This window comes from Tenericutes bacterium MZ-XQ (genome assembly GCA_002838205.1).
In the GTDB taxonomy this organism is placed as follows: domain Bacteria; phylum Bacillota_I; class Bacilli_A; order Acholeplasmatales; family Acholeplasmataceae; genus Mariniplasma.
The window spans coordinates 1,407,166-1,431,995 of record CP017950.1 but is presented as its reverse complement, the minus strand read 5'-3'; the positions used below and the strand labels follow the sequence as shown (position 1 = coordinate 1,431,995).

General features: G+C 29.6%; 26 protein-coding genes. 25 read left to right on the top strand and 1 reads right to left on the bottom strand.

The features are described from left to right. Positions 1-24 precede the first annotated feature (24 nt). The 12 genes from BK011_07115 (at position 25) to BK011_07060 (ending at position 11,651) form a co-directional block, all read left to right on the top strand. Entirely contained in the window at positions 25-924 is a 900-nt protein-coding gene (locus BK011_07115) for an ABC transporter ATP-binding protein (GenBank protein AUD65472.1), read from the top strand. Beyond that, positions 921-1,823 (top strand): ABC transporter ATP-binding protein, encoded by a 903-nt coding sequence (locus BK011_07110; protein ID AUD65471.1) that lies wholly within the window; start codon positions 921-923, stop codon positions 1,821-1,823. Before BK011_07115 ends, BK011_07110 begins: the two co-directional genes overlap by 4 nt. Continuing rightward, entirely contained in the window at positions 1,816-2,703 is an 888-nt protein-coding gene (locus BK011_07105) for a hypothetical protein (protein ID AUD65470.1), read from the top strand. The genes BK011_07110 and BK011_07105 overlap by 8 nt, the downstream gene beginning before the upstream one ends. A 43-nt stretch (positions 2,704-2,746) precedes the next feature. Next, positions 2,747-3,373, top strand: a complete 627-nt coding sequence (locus BK011_07100) for a hypothetical protein (protein AUD65469.1) — start codon at positions 2,747-2,749, stop codon at positions 3,371-3,373. A 53-nt stretch (positions 3,374-3,426) separates the two neighbouring features. Next, positions 3,427-4,314, top strand: a complete 888-nt coding sequence (locus BK011_07095) for a hypothetical protein (protein ID AUD65468.1) — start codon at positions 3,427-3,429, stop codon at positions 4,312-4,314. Then, the gene (locus tag BK011_07090) at positions 4,311-4,841 is read left to right on the top strand and encodes a hypothetical protein (protein AUD65467.1); all 531 of its coding nucleotides are present in this window, start codon (positions 4,311-4,313) and stop codon (positions 4,839-4,841) included. The genes BK011_07095 and BK011_07090 overlap by 4 nt, the downstream gene beginning before the upstream one ends. Positions 4,842-5,148: 307 nt before the next feature. Further along, positions 5,149-5,961, top strand: a complete 813-nt coding sequence (locus BK011_07085; protein ID AUD65466.1) for a hypothetical protein — start codon at positions 5,149-5,151, stop codon at positions 5,959-5,961. A gap of 138 nt (positions 5,962-6,099) precedes the next feature. Beyond that, the gene (locus tag BK011_07080) at positions 6,100-7,218 is read left to right on the top strand and encodes a hypothetical protein (GenBank protein ID AUD65465.1); all 1,119 of its coding nucleotides are present in this window, start codon (positions 6,100-6,102) and stop codon (positions 7,216-7,218) included. A 433-nt stretch (positions 7,219-7,651) separates the two neighbouring features. Beyond that, positions 7,652-8,524 (top strand): hypothetical protein, encoded by an 873-nt coding sequence (locus BK011_07075; protein AUD65464.1) that lies wholly within the window; start codon positions 7,652-7,654, stop codon positions 8,522-8,524. A gap of 75 nt (positions 8,525-8,599) precedes the next feature. Next, the gene (locus tag BK011_07070; GenBank protein ID AUD65463.1) at positions 8,600-9,031 is read left to right on the top strand and encodes a hypothetical protein; all 432 of its coding nucleotides are present in this window, start codon (positions 8,600-8,602) and stop codon (positions 9,029-9,031) included. Between the two features lie 666 nt (positions 9,032-9,697). After that, complete coding sequence (locus BK011_07065; protein AUD65462.1) at positions 9,698-10,891, top strand: hypothetical protein; 1,194 nt, start codon at positions 9,698-9,700, stop codon at positions 10,889-10,891. A gap of 478 nt (positions 10,892-11,369) precedes the next feature. Next, the gene (locus BK011_07060; protein AUD65461.1) at positions 11,370-11,651 is read left to right on the top strand and encodes a hypothetical protein; all 282 of its coding nucleotides are present in this window, start codon (positions 11,370-11,372) and stop codon (positions 11,649-11,651) included. 343 nt (positions 11,652-11,994) lie between these two features. On the opposite strand, the gene BK011_07055 is transcribed toward BK011_07060, so the two are convergent. Further along, positions 11,995-12,933, bottom strand: a complete 939-nt coding sequence (locus BK011_07055; protein ID AUD65460.1) for a hypothetical protein — start codon at positions 12,931-12,933, stop codon at positions 11,995-11,997. A gap of 122 nt (positions 12,934-13,055) precedes the next feature. Between BK011_07055 and BK011_07050 the strand changes: the two genes are divergently transcribed. The 13 genes from BK011_07050 to BK011_06990 all read left to right on the top strand — a co-directional run bounded on the left by BK011_07050 (position 13,056) and on the right by BK011_06990 (position 24,642). Further along, entirely contained in the window at positions 13,056-13,286 is a 231-nt protein-coding gene (locus tag BK011_07050; protein AUD65459.1) for a hypothetical protein, read from the top strand. A gap of 4 nt (positions 13,287-13,290) precedes the next feature. Beyond that, the gene (locus tag BK011_07045) at positions 13,291-14,028 is read left to right on the top strand and encodes a hypothetical protein (protein AUD65458.1); all 738 of its coding nucleotides are present in this window, start codon (positions 13,291-13,293) and stop codon (positions 14,026-14,028) included. A gap of 18 nt (positions 14,029-14,046) precedes the next feature. Continuing rightward, positions 14,047-14,889 carry a hypothetical protein gene (locus tag BK011_07040; protein ID AUD65457.1) on the top strand — a complete coding sequence of 281 codons (843 nt, stop codon included), beginning with the start codon at positions 14,047-14,049 and terminating at the stop codon, positions 14,887-14,889. Positions 14,890-15,631: 742 nt separating this feature from the next. Further along, positions 15,632-16,822 carry a hypothetical protein gene (locus tag BK011_07035; GenBank protein ID AUD65456.1) on the top strand — a complete coding sequence of 397 codons (1,191 nt, stop codon included), beginning with the start codon at positions 15,632-15,634 and terminating at the stop codon, positions 16,820-16,822. 399 nt (positions 16,823-17,221) lie between these two features. Beyond that, positions 17,222-18,835, top strand: coding sequence for a hypothetical protein (locus BK011_07030; GenBank protein ID AUD65455.1), 1,614 nt, complete (start codon positions 17,222-17,224; stop codon positions 18,833-18,835). Between the two features lie 2 nt (positions 18,836-18,837). After that, positions 18,838-19,548, top strand: coding sequence for a hypothetical protein (locus BK011_07025; protein ID AUD65454.1), 711 nt, complete (start codon positions 18,838-18,840; stop codon positions 19,546-19,548). Then, a complete protein-coding gene (locus BK011_07020) occupies positions 19,545-20,249 on the top strand; it encodes a hypothetical protein (protein ID AUD65453.1) in 705 nt (234 codons plus the stop codon). Before BK011_07025 ends, BK011_07020 begins: the two co-directional genes overlap by 4 nt. 553 nt (positions 20,250-20,802) lie before the next feature. Next, a complete protein-coding gene (locus tag BK011_07015) occupies positions 20,803-21,099 on the top strand; it encodes a hypothetical protein (GenBank protein AUD65452.1) in 297 nt (98 codons plus the stop codon). Beyond that, on the top strand, positions 21,096-21,362 hold the full coding sequence (locus tag BK011_07010) for a cytotoxin (protein ID AUD65451.1): 267 nt from the start codon (positions 21,096-21,098) through the stop codon (positions 21,360-21,362). The genes BK011_07015 and BK011_07010 overlap by 4 nt, the downstream gene beginning before the upstream one ends. A gap of 257 nt (positions 21,363-21,619) precedes the next feature. Beyond that, positions 21,620-21,850, top strand: a complete 231-nt coding sequence (locus BK011_07005; GenBank protein ID AUD65450.1) for a hypothetical protein — start codon at positions 21,620-21,622, stop codon at positions 21,848-21,850. Positions 21,851-21,913: 63 nt separating this feature from the next. Continuing rightward, the gene (locus BK011_07000) at positions 21,914-22,375 is read left to right on the top strand and encodes a hypothetical protein (protein AUD65449.1); all 462 of its coding nucleotides are present in this window, start codon (positions 21,914-21,916) and stop codon (positions 22,373-22,375) included. A gap of 506 nt (positions 22,376-22,881) precedes the next feature. Continuing rightward, positions 22,882-23,247: a hypothetical protein gene (locus BK011_06995; protein ID AUD65448.1), complete on the top strand. Its 366-nt coding sequence runs from the start codon at positions 22,882-22,884 to the stop codon at positions 23,245-23,247. Positions 23,248-23,670: 423 nt separating this feature from the next. Further along, positions 23,671-24,642 (top strand): ribosome small subunit-dependent GTPase A, encoded by a 972-nt coding sequence (locus BK011_06990; GenBank protein AUD65447.1) that lies wholly within the window; start codon positions 23,671-23,673, stop codon positions 24,640-24,642. Positions 24,643-24,830: the final 188 nt, after the last annotated feature.

Genomic DNA, 24,830 nt, shown 5'->3' with positions numbered 1-24,830 from the left:
AGATTATAATAGGAGAATTTAAAAATGATAGAAGTGAAAAATCTAACAAAAGATTTTGGATTTAATAGAGGTGTTTTTGATATATCATTTGAAGTTAAAAAAGGCGAAGTATATGGTTTTCTTGGACCAAATGGAGCTGGGAAGACAACCACTATAAGAATGCTCATGGGTTTTTCTCAACCCGGCAAGGGTATTGCAACAATCAATAATCACGATTGCTGGAAGAATTACTATGATATTTTAGATGAAGTTGGATATATTCCTGGAGAAGTTGCTTTGCCTGAGGGATTGAGTGGATTAGAGTTCATAGAAATGATGAAAAAAATGAAACATGCAGATGATTCTCGAATCAGTTATTTACTTGATATGTTTGAATTAAACCCGGATCAAAGTATGAGGAAAATGTCGATTGGCGACAAACGTAAATTAGCCATTGTTTCAGCGTTTATGTCAGATCCTAACATTTTAATCCTGGATGAGCCCACAAGTGGGTTGGATCCAATCATGCAGAATAAGTTTATAGAATTAATTAAGAGTGAAAAACAAAGAGGGAAAACAATTTTACTATCAACGCATATATTTGAAGAAGTTGACGCATGTTGTGATCGATTATCAATTATCAAAGATGGAAAAATCATTTCAACGATTGATACTGATACGATAAGAAATAACGAAAACAAGGTTTATAAAATTGAATTTTTGCAAGATGAAGATTTTAATCAATTTATGAAATCAAATAGGAATATAGTTTACAGTAATAAAACCAAAAGAAAAGTAAGGGTTGCAATTAATGACAAAGAAATAAATCGGTTAATCAAGACTATTTCGGCATATCAAATTAAATATTTCTCTGAATCACAATTTACCCTGGAAGACTATTTTCTAAAATACTATAAAGATAGAGAGGGTGAACAATCATTATGAGTATCATTGAAATTCAGAATTTGACGAAAGATTATGGATTATCGAGAGGTATTTTTAACATTAATCTTGAAGTAAAACAAGGTGAAATATTTGGCTTTGTTGGGACAAATGGGAGTGGAAAAACAACAACAATCAGAAACTTGATGGGTTTTATCAGGCCCAATGCTGGAAGTGTATATATTTTAGACCAAGAAGTGAACTACAACACAACACAAATTATGAAACATATAGGCTATGTTCCTGGAGAGATATCATTCCCTGATATTGGTGATGGTGATGCATTTATAAAAAGTCAGGCTGAAATGATTGGGTTAAAAAATTTGGATTATGCCAATTATTTGATCAAGAAATTCGGATTAGACACAACAGCAAACTTAAAGCATATGAGTAAGGGTATGAAACAAAAAACGGCCATTGTATCTGCGTTTATGGCTAAACCGGATATTTTAATTCTTGATGAACCGTCTACAGGGCTTGACCCTCTAATGAGAGATATATTTGTTGATGTGTTAATTGAGGCAAAACAAAGAGGAGCGACCATATTTATGAGTAGTCACGTATTCGAAGAGGTAGAAAAAACATGTGATCGTGTAGCACTTTTACAAAATGGTAGAATTGTTGATGTCGTTGACATGAAAAAGATCCGCCACAACGAGTTAAAGACATATAAAATAGGATTTGAAAATGAAATAGATTATCAAAAATACATGAATGAGAATATCTATTTGACTTCTAAAAATGATAAATATTTACAAACAACAGTTGACATTAAAGATGAACAAATTAACAAATTTATGGAAGAATTATCTCAATATAAAGTGAAATATATCAAAGAGGTCAAATACACGCTAAAAAAATATTTTTTGAAAAAAATAAGTGAGGATAACAAAAATGATTAGTATACCATTATTAAAACAAACAGTAAAATCAAATTGGGGTCTTTGGCTAGCCACAACGCTTACTTTAATCTTGCTTTACATTGTTATTAAATTTGCTATGGGAATGATAACCGTTTCAGGTGACACTGATCCAAATGTATTAATTCCATATATAATGGCTTTAGAATCTGCGGGGTTGACACTAGATGGACTTTTTGTTGCGATTGGAATCAATCCAGATATTTTAACTGGATTTGCATCAATGGATTCAAATGTTTTGATTAGTTTTATTTTTTATCCAGTTGTATCGGTGTTGATGCCTCTAGTATATACAGTTATTGTTGGAAATAAATTGTTTGCAAATCAAATTGATAGAGGATCTATGGCGTTTGTTTTATCCACTTCGATTAAAAGATCAAAGATAGCTTTGACACAAATGTTCTTTTTGGTTATGTCATTGGTACTAATGTTTTTCTTTACTGCAGTTGTTGATGTTATATTAGCATTAACCATTGAAAATTCTTTAGCCATTAATCAAGTTTTATTACTCAATGTGGGCTTATTATTATTCTCGGTTGCGATGGGGGCTATCACGTTTATGTTTTCTGCAATATTCAACTATACCAAACATTCCATATCTTTAGGAGGCGGAGTAGCTTTAATTTTCTTTATCTCAAAAATATTGGGGTTGTTTGGTTCTGATTTGTTCATGAATATGGGAATTGGAATTGAACCGATGGGGTATTTTAATAATATCACGATGATAACACTGTTTAACACGCAATCAATTCTTGATGGATCAACATCTTATTTGATACAATTTGCAATATTGCTAATTATTTCAATAACCTGTTTCACAGTTGGTTCTATTTGGTTCACAAAGAAAGATATTCCAGTTTAATTTTCTCTTGATTACTAGATTACATAAAAGAAGAAGGTAAAAAATGAAAAAAATAGTTATTTTTGATTTAGATGGAACATTGAGTAATAACGTAAATCAATCTGAAATTATATACCAACGAATTTCTGAACGCTATAATATGAAGAAACTATCAAAAGAAGAGATTCGCGAACTCAAAACAAACCCAGGATTAAAAAGATTGTTTGAGCTGGGAATTCCAATTCATAAGCTACCTAAAATGTACAAGGAATCACGTGAAATAGCTTCTGACTTTGTCGATGAATGCAGCCTAATTCCTGGCATGAAGGAACTTTTAATTAATCTAAATGATAAAAAAATCAAATTAGCAATCGTTTCTTCAAATAGCGTTTCAAATATCAATAAAATTCTGGCTAATAATGAGATCAGCATATTTTCCTTCATAGAGGGGAAAGCTAAAATGAAAGGTAAAAAACGCAAGATAAAGAAGTTGTTAAAGAAGAGTGGGTATAAAACAAATGACGCCATCTACATCGGTGATGAAGTCCGCGATGTGTTAGCTTGTCAATCCATCCCCTTAGAAGTAGCAGCAGTAACATGGGGATTCGAAACAAAAACGAAATTAGAAGAATCAAATCCAAATTATATTGTAGAATCTATAGATGAACTTTCTCAGTTGCTTTTGAATTAATGTCTAAAGTTGCAAAAATAAAATAAAGATGATATTAGAAAGGTTGATAAAGTATGGAAAAAAGAATCGTAATTGATACATCAACTGGAGGATTAGATTATTATCCAGTTGAACATGGAATTGAAATATTACGCATCAAAATTTATATTGATGGGGAAGAGTATGAAGATGGTTCGACACTTAAAGCTGATCAATTCTACGATATGTTAAAAAACGATAAAGATTTATTGCCTAAGACTAGTCAACCATCTGTTGGCGAAGTGATGGCATTATTTCAAAAATACTTAGATGAGGGTGTTGAAGAAATCTTTGTGGTTACGATTTCAGCAAAGATGAGCGGAACATACAATTCCTGCATCATGGCAGCTCAAGAATTTGAAGATAAGTTAAAAATTAAGGTGTTTGACACAAAGACAGTTTGTTTTTCAGAAGGTATTTTTGCTTTGGAAGCAAAAAGAATGATTGATGAGGGATTTTCACTTGAAGCAGTTGAAAACAGGCTCAATAATATGATACGCACCAACACAATCTATTTTGCTGTAAACTCTTTGAGCTATCTCGTTAAAAATGGTCGTTTGAGCAATGCGAAGGGATATATTGGCAAGCTCTTAGACATCAAGCCTGTTCTGCAAGTAAAAGAATCTGGAGAAATCGTTTCAATTGGAAATAGACGAACAATTAAGTCGGTTCTGTTATCAATAACAACATTGGTAAAGGAGTATGTGAATAATCAGCCTTATCAAGCCTATTTAATTTATACAGGAAATCCTAATTTGAAACAGTATTTTGTGAGCATTATTAAAGATAATCTAGGATTAGAAAATTTATATGAGTCACCATCTACTCCAGTTGTAGGTGCACATGTAGGTCCAGATGTAATTGGAATTGGTATTTTTCTTAATGACGATGAGAATTTAAATATAAATGGGAGAAACGTATGAAAGAAAATATTCAAGTCACTAGAAGCAAAGAATGGATATATAATGCATTGATATACTTGCTAAAAAAAAATACATTCAGAAAGATTTCAATCGAAGATATTACAAAAAGAGCTGGCGTCGCAAGACCAACATTTTATCGTAACTTCGGTTCAAAAGAAGATATTTTGATTGATCAAGGACGAAAGATATATGAGAGATTGATGACTGATCTAGAAACAGGCATGAATGAAGGTAACGTTACTTATAATTCAATTAATAAAATAGTCAGAGTTTTCGATGAGTACTCTGAGTTATTCGAAGTGCTCATAAAGAACAATTTGGAATTTCTTATCTTTCAATCTTTTGAAGTCGAGATTTCTCATTTGCTAAAAAAAGTATTTGGTATTGACAAAGAGGATAAATATAAAGCTAAATTTTTTGAAGGTGCACTTTTTTCCATCGTGGTTGAATGGATTAAAAACTCAAAGGCAGAATCAGTTGAGGTGATGACTGAAATCATATATAATCTCGTCACATTCAATAAATAGTTCATAGAATTAAATCATGTGATAAGTTTTGAAAATGTTATATGGGATTGAATCACTGAAAAAAAGCGCGATCTTGGCTTACCCAAATTATATCGTTCATACATGATCAACAATATCATCATTCTCGATTAGTGTAGCAAATACATTGTTACAACTACCAGTTTCATAGAGACATTGATGTGAATTTAGGAGTATTCTAATTTAACTACTTGTCATAATAATCTTATACATATTTAGAGTACTTCGTAGACATATAATAAAAAAATTCGTAGGATGGTAAATCCGAGGTTTCTGAAAGGATATTATTATGAAAAAAATTGGAATTTGTTTATCGGGAGGCGGCGCAAGAGGTGCATATCAAATTGGAGCTCTTAAAGCGCTAGAAGAATTAGGTATATTGCAAAAAGCGAGTGCATTTTCTGGAACTTCAATTGGAGCGGTCAATGTTATTTTTATTGCAACAGGTGCAATGGATGTTGCTAAAGAGATATGGTTTAATGTTCCAGAAAACCCTTTAGGTGATAATCCATCAATTGTTAAGACGCTAAGAGATCAAAAGCTAAAGGTAATTGACAGTGGATTGTTTTCAATTAAGAAATTGAATCAATTATTAGATGAAAATATTGATTTTGAATTGTTAAAAAATCAGGATGTTTTCATTGCAATAGCAGACACCGGAGACTCTGACAAAGGAATAATTGATTTATTAAAATCTACTTTTTCTCATTATATTCAAAAAGATTCTCAAGTCCAATATATTCCACTTAAAGAATTAAATAAGGATTTACAAATTGATACGGTGGTTGCGTCCTGTTCAATTCCGATTGTTTTCCCTCCGGTAGTAATAAATAGCAGAAAGTATCGTGATGGAGGGTATTTTGATAACACACCCATTAAACCATTAATTGATTTTGGTTGCGACGAGATTATATGTATTACAATTTCAATGCTGTCATCAATACGATCTATAAAACAGAAATACAAAAACGTTAAGATTCATGAAATTAAAGCTACTAGAAGATTAGGGAAAGTACTTGATTTTTCATCAGAGCATTCAAAAAGAATTTATGAGTATGGATATGATGATGTAATGCACTATTTTAGAGATGGAAAATCTTGAATTACATCTTAATATGTGGTTTTAATTTACTCTTAAAAACCATTCAAAATGACAACTTTAAACATGTAAAAGAAGGTGAATAAAGGTGAATATGGAAAAAAGATTAGTGATTGGTATTTTTACAGATGTGTTTTTCCGATGATTGATGGGGTCGTTAATGTGGTAGACAATTATGCAAGAAAAATGTCTACGACTGCTGAAGTTTATGTTTTTGCACCAGACTACGGGAAAATAGAAAATATTGATGAATTCCCATATAAAATTATAAGAACAAAGTCGATTAAAATTCCTAAATTAGATTATCGGATATCGTTTCCTGTTTTTGATGCGTTTTTCGAAAAGAATATTAAACGCATAAGATTTGATATCATTCATGTTCATAGTCCATTTGCTGTAGGTAATTATGGAATTCATTATGCTAAGAAGAATAATATTCCACTCATTGCAACATTGCATAGCCAATATAAAAAAGATTTCATAGAACATAGTAAAAACAAATTTATCAGTGACATTGCAATAAGTGAGTTGATGAGAAGATTAAACAAATGTGATCGACTCATAGCGGTAAATGAAGAAGTTGCAAAAGTGTTTCATGAATACGGTGCAAACAGAATGCCTGTTGTCATCCGTAATGCAACAGATTTATTACCTTTAGAAGACGAAACATTGACTAATAATTTGAGAGAAAAATATCAAATTCAATATGAACAAAAAGTTCTTTTATATGTTGGTCGTTTAGATAAAATCAAAAATATTGATTTCTTAATTGATTCTTTGATTATTCTTAAGAAAAAAGAGTTCAAATTCAAAATGATTTTTATTGGATCGGGACCATATGAAGTATTTATGAAGAAAAAAATTAGTGCAAACAATCTGCATGATGACACAATATTTACAGGACGAATTATAAATAGACTGGAATTGTCTGCATACTACAAATTGTCCGATCTTTTCTTATTTCCGTCACTATATGATACTTCATCTCTTGTTCAAGTTGAAGCTGCTAGCCAACATACACCCACTTTGTTTCTTGAAAAAGCGATCACAGCAAGTACGATTAATGATGGTGTCAACGGATATATTTCGAACGATTCACCTTTCACGTATGCTGAAACGATAATTGATATTTTTAATGATACAAATAGATATGAACAAATATGTGATAATGCATTTAAAGATCTATACTTGACTTGGGATTTAATAGTCTCTGAGCTGAAAGTGCACTATCAAGATTTGATTGAAAATAATCCAGAATAGGTTTTGAGTGGCAAAGTTAAAATGTTATGGTACAACTTCATCATTTTTACTACTGAAAGCATTTAATCTTACGCGTTTCATTCATCAAAGTAGTTCATTTTATGTACATGATTCATACTTAATAACACCTAATTCTAAACCCAATTTAATAAAAATATGCCATCAGAAAACCTTTATAGGAGTAGATTATATTAAGATATTATTAGACATAATGTGTTACATGTGTTTATTAACATCTATTTGTTTGCGTAAAGATTAAGCAAATTAATTTACCTAATCTTGATTTTCTATATCAACTGAAATAAATATTATCCATGCAAGGATGTTTAAGGGTATATATGAATAAAATCTCCGAGAAGTCCATACAACTCAAACAGAAAAACAAAACATTAATATATCACACACAGGAACTGGAAGAATTAATTCCATTTATATGCGTCCTATGAGTTTATATGAAAGTGGAGAATCTAAAGGTACTGTATCATTATTTGATTTATTTGAAGGCAAAAAAATTAATGTGACAAAATCTCAAACAAGTATCAACGATATAGCACACTACATTTGCCGAGGTGGATGGCCAGGTATTTTAGAATTGCCATTAAAAGAACAACTTGCTGTACCAAAAGATTTGCTTGAAAGTATTATATCAAAAGATGTAGATGAAGTAGATGGTACAAAGAAAGATAAAGAAAAAATAAGAAAGCTGATACGTAGTTATGCAAGAAATATTTCGACATTAGCGACCAGTAAAACGATTTATAAAGATCAAGAAAACGAAGGAATTTCCATTGATTACAAGACTTATGAATCTTATACTAATGCACTTCAAAGATTATATATTATAGAAAATATCAAAGCTTGGTCTCCGGCCATTAGAAGTGCTAGTACGATTAGAACATCAGATAAAAAGCAATTTGTCGATCCAAGTATTGCTGTAGCTGCTTTGGGTTTGTCAGTAGATAAATTAAAACAAGACTTTGAAACATTTGGATTCTTTTTTGAATCTATTTGTTCTAGAGATGTTAGAGTATATGCACAATCTTTGGATGGCGAAGTATATCATTACAATGATTCATCTGGATTAGAAGTGGATTTAGTTATTGAGTTGAGGGACGGCAGATGGGCTGGAATCGAAGTTAAATTAGGGGAAAACGAAGTTGAGAAAGCAGCATCAAATCTTCTAAAAATTGCCAACATCCATAAAACTAAGAAACCATCCTTTTTAATGATACTTACAAATACCGAACTTTGTTATCAAAGAACTGATGGTATTTATGTTATTCCTTTAGGGCTACTTAAACATTGATGTTTTTAAAATTTGATAGATGTTTGGATAATGTTTGTTTTGATTTCATATTAATGATTGTGAGGTTTAATTAAAATGAAGATTCAATACATTGATTTAGATGCAGATAATAAAACGAATTTTGATATACTCAAGAGTGATCAATCGATAAATCGATATATACATGTAGATGATATAAAAATATATGTTGATTACTTGCTTAAAACACCTAATGTTAAATACAAGTTTATTTTCCATAATGGTTTTTTAGTTGGAGCATTACATATCGAAACTGCTGATAATGTTGGAACTTTCTCTATAGAAATTTTAAGTAAATTTCAACAACAAGGTATTGGTTATCAAATACTAACTGATTTAAAACAAAATAAATTTGAACTAGATATAAATGCTTATATTGTGTATATAGAATCTGACAACGTAAATTCAATTAAATTATTTGAAAAGTCTGAATTTATTCTAGATGGTATTCAAGATAACTTGAGTAAATACGTATATATTATGAGATGATTGATATCAGACACGCTCAAAAATACTCAAATAAAGCCAACAACTTTTTTAATTTTTTTATAGGGGTGCGTAAATTTTGACAAGGGTGCGTAAAATCATAACAGGGGTGCGTAATTGTATTAAAATAGGTCATACAGCCCATTATACGAGCATTGGTCTGATACGATTATGTATCAGACTTTTTTTGTCTTAATAGAGCCATTTTGAAATTTTTTCATGTGCTAAAGTGTTTAACTAAATAGATATAGAATAATTGATTTTGATACAAAATAAGAATGCCTTTACACGATTATAATTTGAAATACACGATTTGAGTGATTATTACACGATTTCATAGTTTTTCTACATGATTAACAATTCAACATATTAATAGGGCATGTTTATTCATTTAGTGAAAGGATTTTTAATATGTCAGAAAAGCTCTTTATATAAACCTACAAGAATGCTATAATTATATAAATCAGCATTTTTAGAATGTGATAGCCTTTAGATTATAAATAGACTAAAACACATCCAGTATTTTAAGAAAAAAAGGCTTAGCCATTATACAGAATATACACAATGTTGGGAAAAAATGATTTCCACCGTAAAGTAGACAAAATCAACCACTTAAGGGGTTTGAAACATATCTCTTTAGGAATAGAATTTAAGTAAGAGGTGATATGCATGAATAACTCAAGCAATACAGGAGAGTTTTTAAAATCTTTAAGAATTTCAAAAGGATTAACACAAATGGAGTTAGCAGAATATTTGAATGTTTCCAACAAAACAGTTAGCAAATGGGAAAACGGTATAGGTATTCCTGAAGTTTCTACTTTGATCATATTAGCAGACTTTTATGAAGTTTCAGTTGATGATATTTTAAGGGGAACAAAAAGAACTTCGAAGAATATTGAAAAGGAAGCTAGTATTTCAAGTTATGTTGTTTCAAGAATCAAGAACAATTACATTAATTATCTAATCGTTTCTATCGGTCTCTGGCTTTTAAGCAACGTAGCAATAATTGTTTTAGGTGAGATCACAACTAACTCATCCTTAGGAATGGGTGTTGGTATAATAATTATAGTTATTAGCTTGGTAATACAAGGGATTAATATTAACTACTTAAGACTACAAGTCAAAGACATTGATATAAATGAAAAATATAAATTATTAAGTTTGGTTTTCCATAGCAGCTTTATATTTTTATATTTAAGCATCTCTACAGTTATATTTGCTGGATTTTATAATGTTGGATCAAGCAGGGTATTGAAATTAGATTTTGTCTTCTATAGATTTATCTATTCATATTCATTAACAGCAGTCAGAGCAATCTTCACGTATTATATTATAAGAATTTTTAAGATTTCTTTCTTGAATAAGCTCAATGTAAGATGGCATATCTTAAATGGCACCTTATTAATAGTTTTATTGACGCCATTTCTAATAATTACAATATCTGATTCATATGATTTGGCAATCAAAACAGATAATTCATATGTTTCTTATTCAACATATGATAAAGAAGAAGACACAGATAGATATTATCAGTTGAAGTATCTATCACTCTTAGGAAGTCTGCAAAATACAGATGATAATTTGGTATATGATGAAGATACTTATGAATTTATTTATACATTTGATGATGACTATGAACTGGTCATGTCAAATGAAACATATTCATTCATAACAACATTAGATTATGTTAAATTTGAGTTTGATGACAATCAAGCAATAGGATACAGAATTGATCTATCAAAAACAGAAATGGGTATTATCTTATATTCAAATTTTACCGCGCCTTTGTTTTCAATTTATGTTTTTGGATGTTTAGTGTATTACTTTGTTTGGAAGGGAAGAAAACATGGACACAATAAGTAGTGAATATAATTCTATTTATCTTAACTGCTATTTTGACAATATGAATTCTTTAAAGTAAAAAGGCATTAACAAAGCCATAATATTGGGGTGCGTAACTTTTAGCAGGGGTGCGTAAAAATCACTAGGGGTGCGTAAATTCTGCAAAGGGTGCGTAATTGTATTAAAATAGGTAGTCTCACACACAAAAATTTAGAGGTTTGATACAATTTGCACTTGTCAAGTATAAGTAGACATGTATCAGACCTTTTTTTCATGCAGAAAGGGAGATTTTTCCCTATAATACAAATTTTATGTGTTCTTTAGAGGTTTGAGGACTTTTACTGAGTATATTTGATTTCTTCATTCAACCTTTTAACGATTACTCAACAATTTACACAATTACGGAATTACGTACAATAAATATTGCATAAATATAGATAAGGTGATAAGATATAGTTAGAAATTAAGAAAATAGGAAAATAGGAAAGAGGTAGATTCGATGATTATAGAATTAAGAAAAAAATCACAGATTACGATACCCAAAGAAATCATTAATGAGTTAAATCTTCAAGAAAAAGATCAACTTGATATTTCTATAAAAAATGGAGTCATTGTGATAGAACCCGTCGCAATATATTCAAAATCATACATCCAAAAATTAGAGGAAACTGTGATGAGAATTAACGAAGACCCTTCAAAGTACAATGCTGGACCTTTTAAATCTGTAGAGGAAGCTATAAACTACTTGGAAGATTCTGATGAAGATGATGAGAAAGACTAAGAATCAAAATAATGACTTATGAAATATTGTTTTCGACAAGATTTAAGAAGTCTTTTTCTAAGTTGCAAAATCATGAAAAGAGATTATCGTGAAGACGATTTATATAGCCATGTAGAGAAATATTTTAGGCTTATACACTATTCAGAAAAGATCTTGAAACCACATCAATCAATTTCCGATGTTAACATCGCTCAAAATGTGAAAGATTTAATTATATAGATTAATCATTCATTAATCAATAAAAGAATTTCATTGAGTAAAGATGATATTGAGCTTTGGATATATCATCCGACTTTTGATGATTGGTTTGATACAATAAAGCGATTTATTCATCGCCCTAATATCAAACCTCTTTTTTGTTATTATATGAAAGATCTAATAAAGAGAGATAACTTTTCATTTGATCATAAATATCTTGGCCAAATTCTTCATTGACCAATTTAAGAAAATAATCTAGTTGGTCTTTCTTCTTAGTAGAATAGATATGAGCAAACATGTATGTTAACTCTTTTAAAGCACTTACTTGTTTGCCTAAATTGAATAAAGTATATGCTAACAAGTAATACAAACGTGGAAGTGCTTTATATTGATTATGTTTTAAACTGAAAGATATACCTTTTTCTGCAATCGCATATGATTCATGAAATAATTTTAATCTACTGTAAAAAATTGAGACATTTACATATAGATTTGAAATCACATGTTCATTGTTCTTAATAAGATATAGTTTTTTCGGATTCAATAGAAGTTCATTTAGGATATTTAAATGGGTAACTATATGATGATTAACCTCAATATCAGATATTTTTTCTAGTATGATAACATCATTAAAAGATGCTGTATTTAAACTTCCTGGAAGCAAATTAATTAAATTTTGTATATACTCATCTTCATATATCTTTTTTATTTGATATAGGTAAGTATTGCTTATAAAAGAATAAAGTGTTTTATTCGATGGATAAAAGAATGCTATATTCTGATTTTTATCGATGAAATCACTGATGATTTTCCATTCTTTTTTTTGCATTGCATAGTATAGATTATATATTTTTTTGTATTCAATAGATGTCTTTGACATTGTATTAGATAGAAATTCATCTAGGTCAAGCCCTAATTTATCACAAAACATTTTGATTTTATAAATGGGTATGTCTTTATTACCAGTTTTGTATCTTCTATAGGTACTATCATCGCAAATACCCTCGCATAATTCATGGACAGTGAGACCTTTACTTATTCTTAAATCATCGATATGCAAAGCGTAATGAGTTGTAGTATTCATAAATATCCTTTCAAAACGTGCTAAAAATGCACGCATATAATTTGCAATATTATGTTATCATATTATTAATTAGTATTCTATAGAAAATAAGTATACAAGATTAACAACATTACAAGGATGTGATGATCATTCAAAAGAAAAAGTTTGCAATTAGCAAATCCGCACTTATATTTGTCGCTGTGTTTTCCATTTTAGTAGGACTTATTTTTCCTGCAGAGCGAGGTGAATCTGGTGAGTTTTTTACACAAGATCTCATGATTAAGGCATTGATTATTTCAGTGGTTGGTGGAAGTATCGTTACTATAATCTCATATTGGCAATATAAGAAGAACGATAGCGAAAAGATAAGGTAGTACTATGAAAAAGAATATAACATTCAAAGATGTATTGGTGTGGCCAATCAAAATCATCTTATATCCGATTGCTTTTGTACTTATTTCAATTTACGAGTTTTTAAAATGGTTTTTTAAGTTACTTGAAAAAGGTATAAATTGGATTGCAGATCAATTAATAAGGATCATTAACAAAATTATTATAATTTTAGAAGTTATAGGCAGATTTCTAAAGCGCATATTTGGGAAATTATATACCTTTATTAAGAATATATTTACTAGACTTATGAGTATTTTAAAACCTATATTAAAACCTTTTTATCGAATCATAGAATTCATTGGTCGATGGATTTATAGAGTAATTAGCTGGATTTTTAAATACATAGGTATTTTTGTAAGATGGGTTGGTAATATTTTACATAAATTGTTCTCACCAGTTTATCGTTTTATAAAAAATATATTTATGCAGGTTAGAAAAATTATCCGCTTTATCTTAGATTATTTTTGGAAAGTCGTGATATGGATTTGGCGATTATTGAAAAAAATCTTTCATCCTGTTTACATAATTATTAAAACTATATTTTTATTATCTAGAAAAGTTGTTTTCAGGATAGGAAATTCGATCAAATACATCAGCATTTTTCTATATGAAAAAGTATTTAGATATCCATGGTCATTGATAAAAATGATAACTGTATCAATTTATTATTTTGGTAGAAGAATTCTTAGTCAAATCAGATCTATTTTTCATAAAAAAGAGTAATTGTTAGGGGTGTGATTAATGGTACTAAAAAGAGTTTTTATGCAAAACACATTATATTATTTACTGATATTGTTGTTATCATCTTGGTTAGTAAATGATGAAAATAATGCATCAGTTTTAGCGTTTTGGTTTTTACCAATGCTATATTTTATATATTTGACCACACAGCTTAATCACACAAGAAATGATTCCATGATATTAAAAATTATCCATCATCTTTTGTTTTTAGTCAAATTCGCATTAATATATGTAACTGCAGGTTTATTGCAATCAGTATCTTTGGAATTGGCACTAATTATTTTTTGGAGTGTCGTTTTGATAATAAGTGTCTTTGAGTATTTTTTATTAAAAGGAAAGACACAAGTCATTCGATACAAGGATTTATGGGTGAATAGCATGGAACAAGTGATGACTGATATTGATCAGGCTAAAGAGAAGACAAAATATAGAAACGAAACAGGCTTATCAATATTTACTCTAGGGTTTTTGATTGGAAGTATACATTATTTGGAAATACCTAAACTTGAGTTTCACGACATTTTTATAAACGGATTAGTTACAATTCTAGCTATATATCTCTATAAGAGATTTCAAATTTCAAATAAAAAGACCTTTAACAGGATCTTAGAACATCAATTGATGAGAGAAAAAAAACTCATTAAAATATATGTATTTGGACAAATACTTTTGCATCTCTCATTCCTAGCTACGATTGGCATCAAAGCAATTGAACCAGAAGATTCAATCACATTATTGATGCTTATACCTATATTAATGAATTATCCTTTGATATATTTAAATAGGGTTCTTGGTAAAGGATTATTGACAGAGGAAGAAAAAGAGATTTTGAATATTGATTGAAATCATAGTTTAAGAAAAAACCAAAAATGTCCAAACCCAATTTAACAAAAAATAATAAAAATGTCCAAACTAAGCCGCTTTTCTAGGGGTGCGTAAAAATTGGCTAGGGGTGCGTAGATTTTGACAAGGGTGCGTAAAATCACATCAGGGGTGCGTAATTGTATTAAAATAGGTTACACAACCCATTAAACGAGCATTGGTCTGATACGATTATGTATCAGGCTTTTTTTCTTAATAAAGCCATTTATATATTTTTGTATAGTACTATAAAAGGCAAGATGAAAGATATAGAATAACCGATTTTGATGCAAAATAAGAATGTCTTTACACGATTTGAGTGATTATTACACGATTTCATAGTTTTTCTACGCGATTAATAATTCAACATATTAATATGGTATGTTTATTTATTTAGTGAAAGGATTTTTAACGGTATTAATATCTAGTTTTGTTAATGACTTAGATTGAATTGATGATTTTTATTATTTCAGAAAAGCTCTTAATATAAACTTAGAAAAATGCTATAATTATATAAATTAACATTTTTTGAATGTGATAGCTTTTGGATTACAAATAGACTAAAACACATCCAGCATTTTAAGAAAAAAAGGCTTAGCCATAATACAGAATATAGACTATGTTGAGAAAAAGTAATTTCCACTTAAAAGTAGACAGAATCAACCACTTAAGGGGTTTGAAACATATCTCTTTAAGAATAGAATTTATGTAAGAGGTGATATGCATGAATAACTCAAGCAATACAGGAGAGTTTTTAAAATCTTTAAGAATTTCAAAAGGATTAACACAAATGGAGTTAGCAGAATATTTGAATGTTTCAAACAAAACTGTTAGCAAATGGGAAAACGGTATAGGCATACCCGAAGTTGCTACTTTGATCATATTAGCAGACTTTTATGAAGTTTCAGTTGATGATATTTTAAGGGGAACAAAAAGAACTTCAAAAAATATTGAAAAGGAAGCTGGTATTTCAAGTTATGTTGTTTCAAGAATCAAGAACAATTACATTAATTATCTGATTGTTTCCATAGGTCTTTGGCTTTTAAGTAATGCAGCAATAATTGTTTTAGGTGAGATAACAACTAACTCATCCTTAGGAATGGGTGTTGGTATAATAATTATAGTTATTGGCTTGGTAATACAAGGCATTAATGTTAACTACTTAAGACTACAAGTTAAAGACATTAATATAAATGAAAAAAACAAATTATTAAATTTAGGTTTCCATAGCAGCTTTTTTCTTTTATATTTAAACATCTCTACCATTATATTTGCTGGATTTTATAATGTTGGATCAAGCATGGTATTGAAATTAGATTTTGTCTTTTATAGATTTATCTATTCATATTCATTAACAGCGGTTAGAGCAATCTTGACGTATTATATTATAAGAATTTTTAAGATTTCTTTCTTGAATAAGTTAAATGTAAGATGGCAAATCTTCAATGGTACCTTATTAGTAGTTTTATTTATACCATTCCTAATAATCACAATATCCGATTCATATGATTTGGCAATCAAAACAGATAATTCTTTTGTTTCTTATTCAGTATACGATAAAGAAGAAGCCACAGATAGATATTACCAGTTGAAGTATCTATCACTATTAGAAAGTCAGCAAAATACAGATGATAATTTGGTATATAATGAAGATACTTATGAATTTATTTATACATTTGATGATGACTATGAACTGGTCATGTCAAATGAAACATATTCATTCATAACAAAATTAGATTATGTTAAATTTGAGTTTGATGACAATCAAGCAATAGGATACAGAATTGATCTATCAAAAACAGAAATGGGTATTATCTTATATTCAAATTTTACTGCGCCTTTGCTTTCACTTTATATTTTTGGATGTTTAGTGTATTACTTTGTTTGGAAGGGAAGAAAACATGAACACAATTAGTAATGAATATAATTCTATTTATCTTAGCTACTATTTTGACATTATGAATTCTTTTATGTAAAAAGGTTTTAACAAAGACATAATATTGAGGTGCGTAAAAAAGAGTGTAGGGTGCGTGAATTCTCACTTGGGGTGCGTAATTGTATTAAAATAGGTCATACAACCCATTAGACGAGAATTGGTCTGATACGATTTGTATCGGACTTTTTTTGTCTTTGTTAAGCCATTTATACTTCTAGACATGTGCTAAAGTGTTTAACCTAATAGATAGCGAATTACCCATTTTGATATAAAAATAAATTCCATGTATTATAAATATCTATACAATATTCATGTTGACATTAAGTAAACTGAATGGTAGAATAATTTTAAATTTAAAAACAAAATCATGGGGGCCTTATGAAAAGATCATTAGTTAGAACTTCAGCAGTCATTATTGTTGTCTTTTTAGTATTTATGGGTGTTTCTTTTATCAGAGGAAATAGTTTAAAACCTCTAGAAAGAGTTGTTGATGTTAATTTATTAGCCAATCAGCAATCAGGGAAAGAATATTTAGAATTTTTTGATAATTCTAAATTAAATAATGATGTAGATAAGATTACGTTTATTGGACATAGATATGTAAAGGACTTTTACTCGGTTGAGTATTTATCAGAAACCAACGATGATTTATCCGATTATCTAATATCTTTCGAAGTGCTTTATATAAAATCGCTTGATTTATTATATATAGATGTCCGTTTGATTGATACGCAGAATATTGTTGTAGATACAATGACACTCAATGGCTATGCATTCGAGGACATTGATGGAAATAGAAATATAAAATTTGATTTATATGGGTATTCGTTTTATTCAACTGATTTATTATCTAATGAGAACATTGATGAAGTTGCAATAAACAGTAACTTTTATTTAGCAATCATGATTGATGGCGGTGGGGGTAGTGGTGGTATTGTATATCCTATTGTCAATGTCAGTAATTCAATTGTAGGTATCGATGATGCCATAGACAATGCAGAAGAATATCTTAATCCACCTGACATTTGGTATGATGGACCCATGAAATATTTTATGTGGAAAGTAAAGTTAGAAATAGCTAGAGATGATTTCTTGCATAATTCTGCATTAGAAACAGAAGCTATAAACAACAATCAATTAGTTGGATTTAATGGTTATATTGGAAATCAAAATAATCCATTAGGGGACTCATGGAAGTATGGAGCATCAAATTTGGGTGATGCTGGATGCGGTATTTTTGCAATGTTTAACTTTTTAAAAAACACTGGATATAATCCGCATTTATCAACATTGATTGCATTAACACAATTAATGAATGCTGATGTTGCTTTTGGCCTGTTTGGAACAAACGCATATCCTGAAGACATGGTATTTATGGAGACAACAGTCTTTGATTCAATCATCCAAAACTATATTATCCCGATTGCAATAGATATTATTCCCGGGATTGCAGCTACCTTGATTAATGCACAGTTCGAAAATGCTAGTGACTGGTGGTTAAGATGGTTTGGGTGGACTTATGATGTCCAAGTTGTTGCTACAACTGCAATTGTTGAAACCGCATTTTTTGCACTTTTTGTAACTGCTGATGCTTTAGTAGAATGGTATTGGAGTTCGACTAGTAGCGTAACTGAAGTACTATCACTTTATGGAATTACTGATATGTCAAATACAACAAACCTAGATACCTTTATTACAAATTCTGAAGAATCACAGTATTTCATAATTACTTTTTGGCATGATATTGAATCTTCTACTAATACAATCGATTTTACTGGTGGAGCACATACAGTATTTGTTAGAAGACTCAGCACAGGAAAATTTAGAGCATATAACTTTAATCCCAAATCAGTATATAATAGCTCTTTGAATATATATGAAGACTCTAGAATGTATAAGGATTTTGATATTTTATGGGAAATTTTTGACGCAACAACACCAACTTTGGCTGAGGCAAGAATAAAAATCCTATCAGGAATTATGGCGGTGTAAGTATGAAGAGGTTATTATTATTTTATGTACTATTCTCAGTAGTTGTATTATCTTCCTGTGTTGGTAATAATTCAATATCTTTAAGAAAAAAATATGTTAAATGGACATCTCAAGACGATGTGCTCCAGTTTGATATTCAAGGACCTTTTAATGAGGAAAATGGATATGGAACATTAAGGATTAATGACGAGTATATAATTGTTAAAACCTATTTAAATTTAGGTGTAGGACCACTTATCTTGACAATATATGAATTTGAAGATCAAAATATGCTACTAGAGTTTGAAGTTGATTATGTGAATAAGACAACACTAAACTTAACGGTACAAATAAATGAAACTAATCTAGAAACCTTTGATAACTTACAACTTACAATCACTAGAACCGATATAAGTAAAGAGGACTTAGATGCCAAAAAATTCCTTTATGCTAATTTTTCTAATGAGGAATATGGATTAGATATAAATGGTGGATACTTAACTGCATTTTCTCGAAATGGAGAAATAGAATATGATAATCAAGAATTGAATATTAGAATTGACTATTTAAGTGATAGCAAGTTTGAGATTTACGATAACAGTAACAATGCATTGCTTTTTAGCGGACAATATATATCTACAAAAGAATATATAGAGCTAATACTGGATTCAAATGATTTTTATCCAAGTAGTTTGAGTTCAATTAAATTAGACATTCTCCAACCCGGTCTATGAAAAAAGCATTTTTAGGAACATTCACAGGAATAGCCATATTGACTGTATCACTTGTTACTCTAGTACTGGTTGATCACTTTAAGTCTCCCAAAGAAATTTTCAATAAAAATATTCAAAGCATTGTAGAAGTTATATCAACTACAAATGAATTTGAATCATTTGGGACAGCTGTCGTGATCAATAATCAAGGAGAACTCATCACTAATTATCATGTCGTTAGTTATACACAAAATAATGAGAAATACATCCATGAAGTCATACTAATTAGACTGTCAACACAAGAGACTTATATTGAAGTAGAAGTGACCAAATTTGATAAGTATAATGATTTAGCTATTATAAAGATTATAGATTCAGAACAGTATAGTGAATTTGAATCAATTGAACTTGGGAATTCTGATGATTTGTCAATTGGGGATATATGCTATGCAATTGGAAATGCAGGTAATCTAAGCATCAGCATGAGTCAAGGTATTATTGGGAGTCCTAGTATAAAACTAGTTGTTGATGGAGAAGAAAAAACATATATTCAATCTGATATAAGTATTACGAGTGGCTCAAGTGGTGGTGCTTTAGTTGATGAATGGGGTAGATTAATAGGTATCACGACGCTAAGATTAAAAGATAATACTGGTGCAGTTATCTATGGATATGGGTATTCGATACCCATTAATCAAATGAAGCAATTTTTAGAATCATAACATAAAAAAGGATTAATACTATCATATTCAAATTACTATTTAGAAAAGAATAATTTGTCTGATATAAACGAATTACTATTGGAGTGTATAGGGTAAATACAATAGTCATTTTCGAAAAACTAGGTTATCAAAATAAAGGTCTTTACTGAGATATAATTGAGGGGTGCGTAAAACTTTGCTAAGGGTGCGTAGATTTCTCTAAGGGCGCATAATTGTATCAAAATAGGTCAGGCAACACATATAGAAAACATAGGTTTGATACATAAGCGAATTAGTAGTTCGCCCTAGTATCAAGCCTTTTTTCATGCAGAAAGGGAGATTTTCTCCTATCTGCAAATGTCCAGGTCTGTATTTTGAACTGAAATTGGAGGTTTTACAGGTCAAAAATTTTGTCAATGTCTAACCTTTTAACAATTACCTAACAATTTACACGATCACTTAACGATTTAACGATTACAGAATTAAGTATAATTAATATTGCAAAAATATCGATAAAGTGATACAATATAGTTAGAAATTAAGAAAATAGGAAAATAGGAAAGAGGTAGATTCGATGATTATAGAACTGAGAAAAAAATCTCAAATTACGATACCCAAAGAAATCATTAATGAGTTAAATCTTCAAGAAAAAGACCAACTTGAGATTTCTATAAAAAAAGGAGTCATTGTGATTGAACCAGTCGCAATATATTCAAAATCATACATCCAAAAATTAGAAGAAACTGTGATGAGAATAAATGAAGACCCTTCAAAGTACAATGTTGGACCTTTTAAATCTGTAGAGGAAGCTATAAACTACTTAGAAGATTCAGATGAAGATGATGAGAAAGACAAAGAATCAAAAAAATGACATATGAAATATTATTTTCGACCAGATTTAAGAAGTCTTTTTCTAAGTTGCAAAATCAAGAAAGGAGATTATTCTACAATAAGTTATCCTTATTTATCGAGAATCACAGACACCCAAGTCTTAGAACAAAAAAGATCAAAGGTAGTGAGATTCTATTTGAGTCTAGCATCAATATGTCAATCAGAGTGATTTGGACATATCAAAATGAGAATTTGATATTGATGATAGACATTGGTCACCATGACATTTTAAACAAACTATAGTATTTATTTTCATATATAATTAAGAACCATGTAAGTTGATCTGAACAGTCGTTTTCATAGGATCATTTTTAAAAAGAACCATCTTTACACATGTCAATAATGCTGCAGGTGCAAATTTGTAATAAATTAGGTAGCATCATACGCTAATTTAGATAGCACAAATATGTAACTTAGTAAAAGTAACAACTAAAAATAGAAAGTAACAACAATATATTGTTTTATTAGGCTATAATGTTGTCAAAGAAGGGGATTTTATGATGAGATTTAAAGATAAAATTAAGGAACTTAGGGAGGAAAAAAGTCTCTCTCAACAAGCGGTAGCTGACAGTATTTATGTTAGTCGTAGTGCTGTTGCTAAATGGGAAAACGGATTAGGTCTTCCAAGCAAAGAGTCACTAAGACTTTTATCTGAATTTTATAATGTTGAAGAAAAAGATCTTCTCAAAGAACAAATTTATGAAAAAGAATTAGTTTCAAAAAATATTTAAATCAATAGAATGAAATTATCGATATTCTTAAGTTGTGGAATAATTGGGGTATTAGTTTTATCGATGGTTATATTAGGTTTTACCAATAAAGTAGCAGGAAATAATCATTTACTTTATAACAGTATTCCAGTTGTGACTATAAATAATGAAGAAATAACATATTCTGAAATTGGTTCTGAATATAAAATTGATAATAATGATGATTTAAGAAGATATGATTATGTAATGGATTTTCCTGGAATTGAAACATACGAAAATATGAACTTAATCGATGTGAATGATACGTATCAAATTAATGTGGAAAATACTTCGAATATTATCGGTGAATATTACTATTTAAATGAAGATTATAGTTTTGCAGAAGAAACAAGCGGATGGACATTGATTCAATTACATGATCTAGATATTGACAATGAGGGAGTATTTAATTTTGAAGATACAAGTTTCCCTTTTATAGTAATAGTGTTATATACTGAACTTCCTGATTTGAGTGTTAACTATTATTTCGTGATTGGCTTAAGATAGTACACAAATCTAATTTTGCAGAAGGGAATTCATTACAAATAATTATCCGATAACGATTTTAAATAACTATGTATGAAACGACTGAAAATCTTTGTGTCAGGATGCCCAAAATGTAAACTAGGCATAAATACATAGTAAAGCACTCTATTTAAGTAGTAAAAACATAATGAACTTAATAATGACAAGAAACAATATTCCAAGGGTGCGTAAATTTTACAAGGGTGCGTAGTTGTATTAAAATAGGTCATGCAACCCATATAATAATGAAATGACTCCAAAAAGTTGGAGAGAAGGTACAATAATCATACCCGATCTTAAACAAAGGAGTCTTTTTTATTTTGAAAGTGATATTCCCATAATTTTCAAAAAGCGAAAAGACAAATAAAGAAGTGTATATAATTATTCATTTTAATAATAATTACGTAAAAAGAGGAATGTGTTAAAATTTTCTTTGTAAATTGATACAAAAGTGTTATGATATTTCTATAAATATTGAGGTGGATTAAATGAAAACTAATATCATGGTGCACTGTGGAAACTCACCAAAAATAGATCGAGTTATTGATTTAACTGTTGCAATGGCAAGCAAGGATATTGATCAAATTAGAATGCATGTTCGAGATGACTTTAAATGGACCATCATTGGCGATGAAGAAGATATCTCAATAGAAAACATGGATAAAGCATTAAATGAACGACCTATGGTGGTTGAAATTGAAGTTAAAATTGCATTAAGCCATGGAATTAGTTCAATATGTGAAGGTATACTTATTTTAGATAATGGCAAAAAACTAAATTTTTGTAATGTTGTTAGATTTGCTAGTGTAAAAAAAGATGCATTAATCAAAGAAGCTCATACATATATTATTTAGTCGATGACTAAATATTACAGTAATAAACCACACTTTTACTATAAAGATGAGCAGATCATTGATATAGGTTGCAATTTTATTAAAAAGGAAATTTGTCCCATATAATAATCATTGGTTTGACACAAAAGTATTAAGATTATTTTTGATAAATAGCGTGCTTTTAAAATTATAAACTAAATTTTTGACTACATGTTTTATCAAAAATGTGATTGACAATTATTTATTTGTTTAGTAAAATGACTATAGATTCAAATTGTTAGGAGTGATGTATATGACAGAAAATCAAAGAAAAGTGAGAAAAACTTAATCAGATACATCTAATGCCAACAAATAAACCTTATATTTATTTCTGTTTTAAGGATCGATTTGGGTCCTTTTTGTTTGCTTCCGATGTATCTATCTTAAAAGAAAGGAGAAAGAACATTGGAAAATAAAACAACAGATTCAACATTATTCATTGGACAAATTATTGCTGTTTACAAAGAACGCTATTTAATAGCCCATGACGAGAAGAAAATCATGGCAGAAGTAAGTGGCAGATTTAAATTCACACATTATTTGAAAAGCGATTATCCACAAATTGGAGACTATGTCCATTTTAGAGTTGCAAACTATGATTTAGCTATAATAGAACGCATTGGAGAAAGAAAGAGCATTTTGGAAAGACAAGATGTTGGCACCATCATGGAAAGACATATTTTAGCTACTAACATAGATGTCACCTATATTTGTATGTCTTTAAACGAAGATTTCAACATAACAAAACTTAGAAATTTTTTAAGTCTTACCTATAATACTTCATTTGATACAGTCATTTTATTAACTAAATCAGATATATGCAATGATGTGGATGATTACATATCAAAGGTAAGAGTAGTGACTGACAATGAAGTCAAAGCAATTTCTGCTTATAACAAAAATGACATCCTTATGATCAAAAATGATTTAAAAAATAAAACAGCAGTTTTTATCGGTAGTAGTGGTGTTGGTAAATCGACATTGATTAATACATTGATTGGCGAGGAATATCTCAAGACTAAGGATATTAGAATATCTGATGCGCAAGGCAGACATACGACTGTTAATAGAGAATTAATCGAGCTTGACAATAACACAAAAGTCATTGATACACCAGGTATTAGAATCGTATCATCTTATTTTGTTTCAGAAAATGAGTTTGAGGATATTTTAGCGCTCAGTGAAGGATGCCGGTTTAAAAACTGTTCACATGAAAATGAACCAGGTTGCATGGTGCAACAAGCACTTGATACTGGTGTACTAAGCATAGATCGTTGGCAACAATATCAAAAAGTTTTACGTTTAAACAAATTCAATAAACGCAGAGAAAAAGAACGCGAGAGAATATTAACAAAACGCATTAAAAAAATGTATTAATTAAGTAATACATTAAATTCTTTACAACATGAGACTTTAAATGCACTTAGGTCGCTTATATCTTATAATCGTCTTTAACATTATTTGGGATGATGTATAAAATGAAAGTTACTTTTTCCTTAATATTCTAGCATAAGAAGGATTCTTACTCTTTGTGTCTACTAAACTATATTAGCAGCATCAATAAA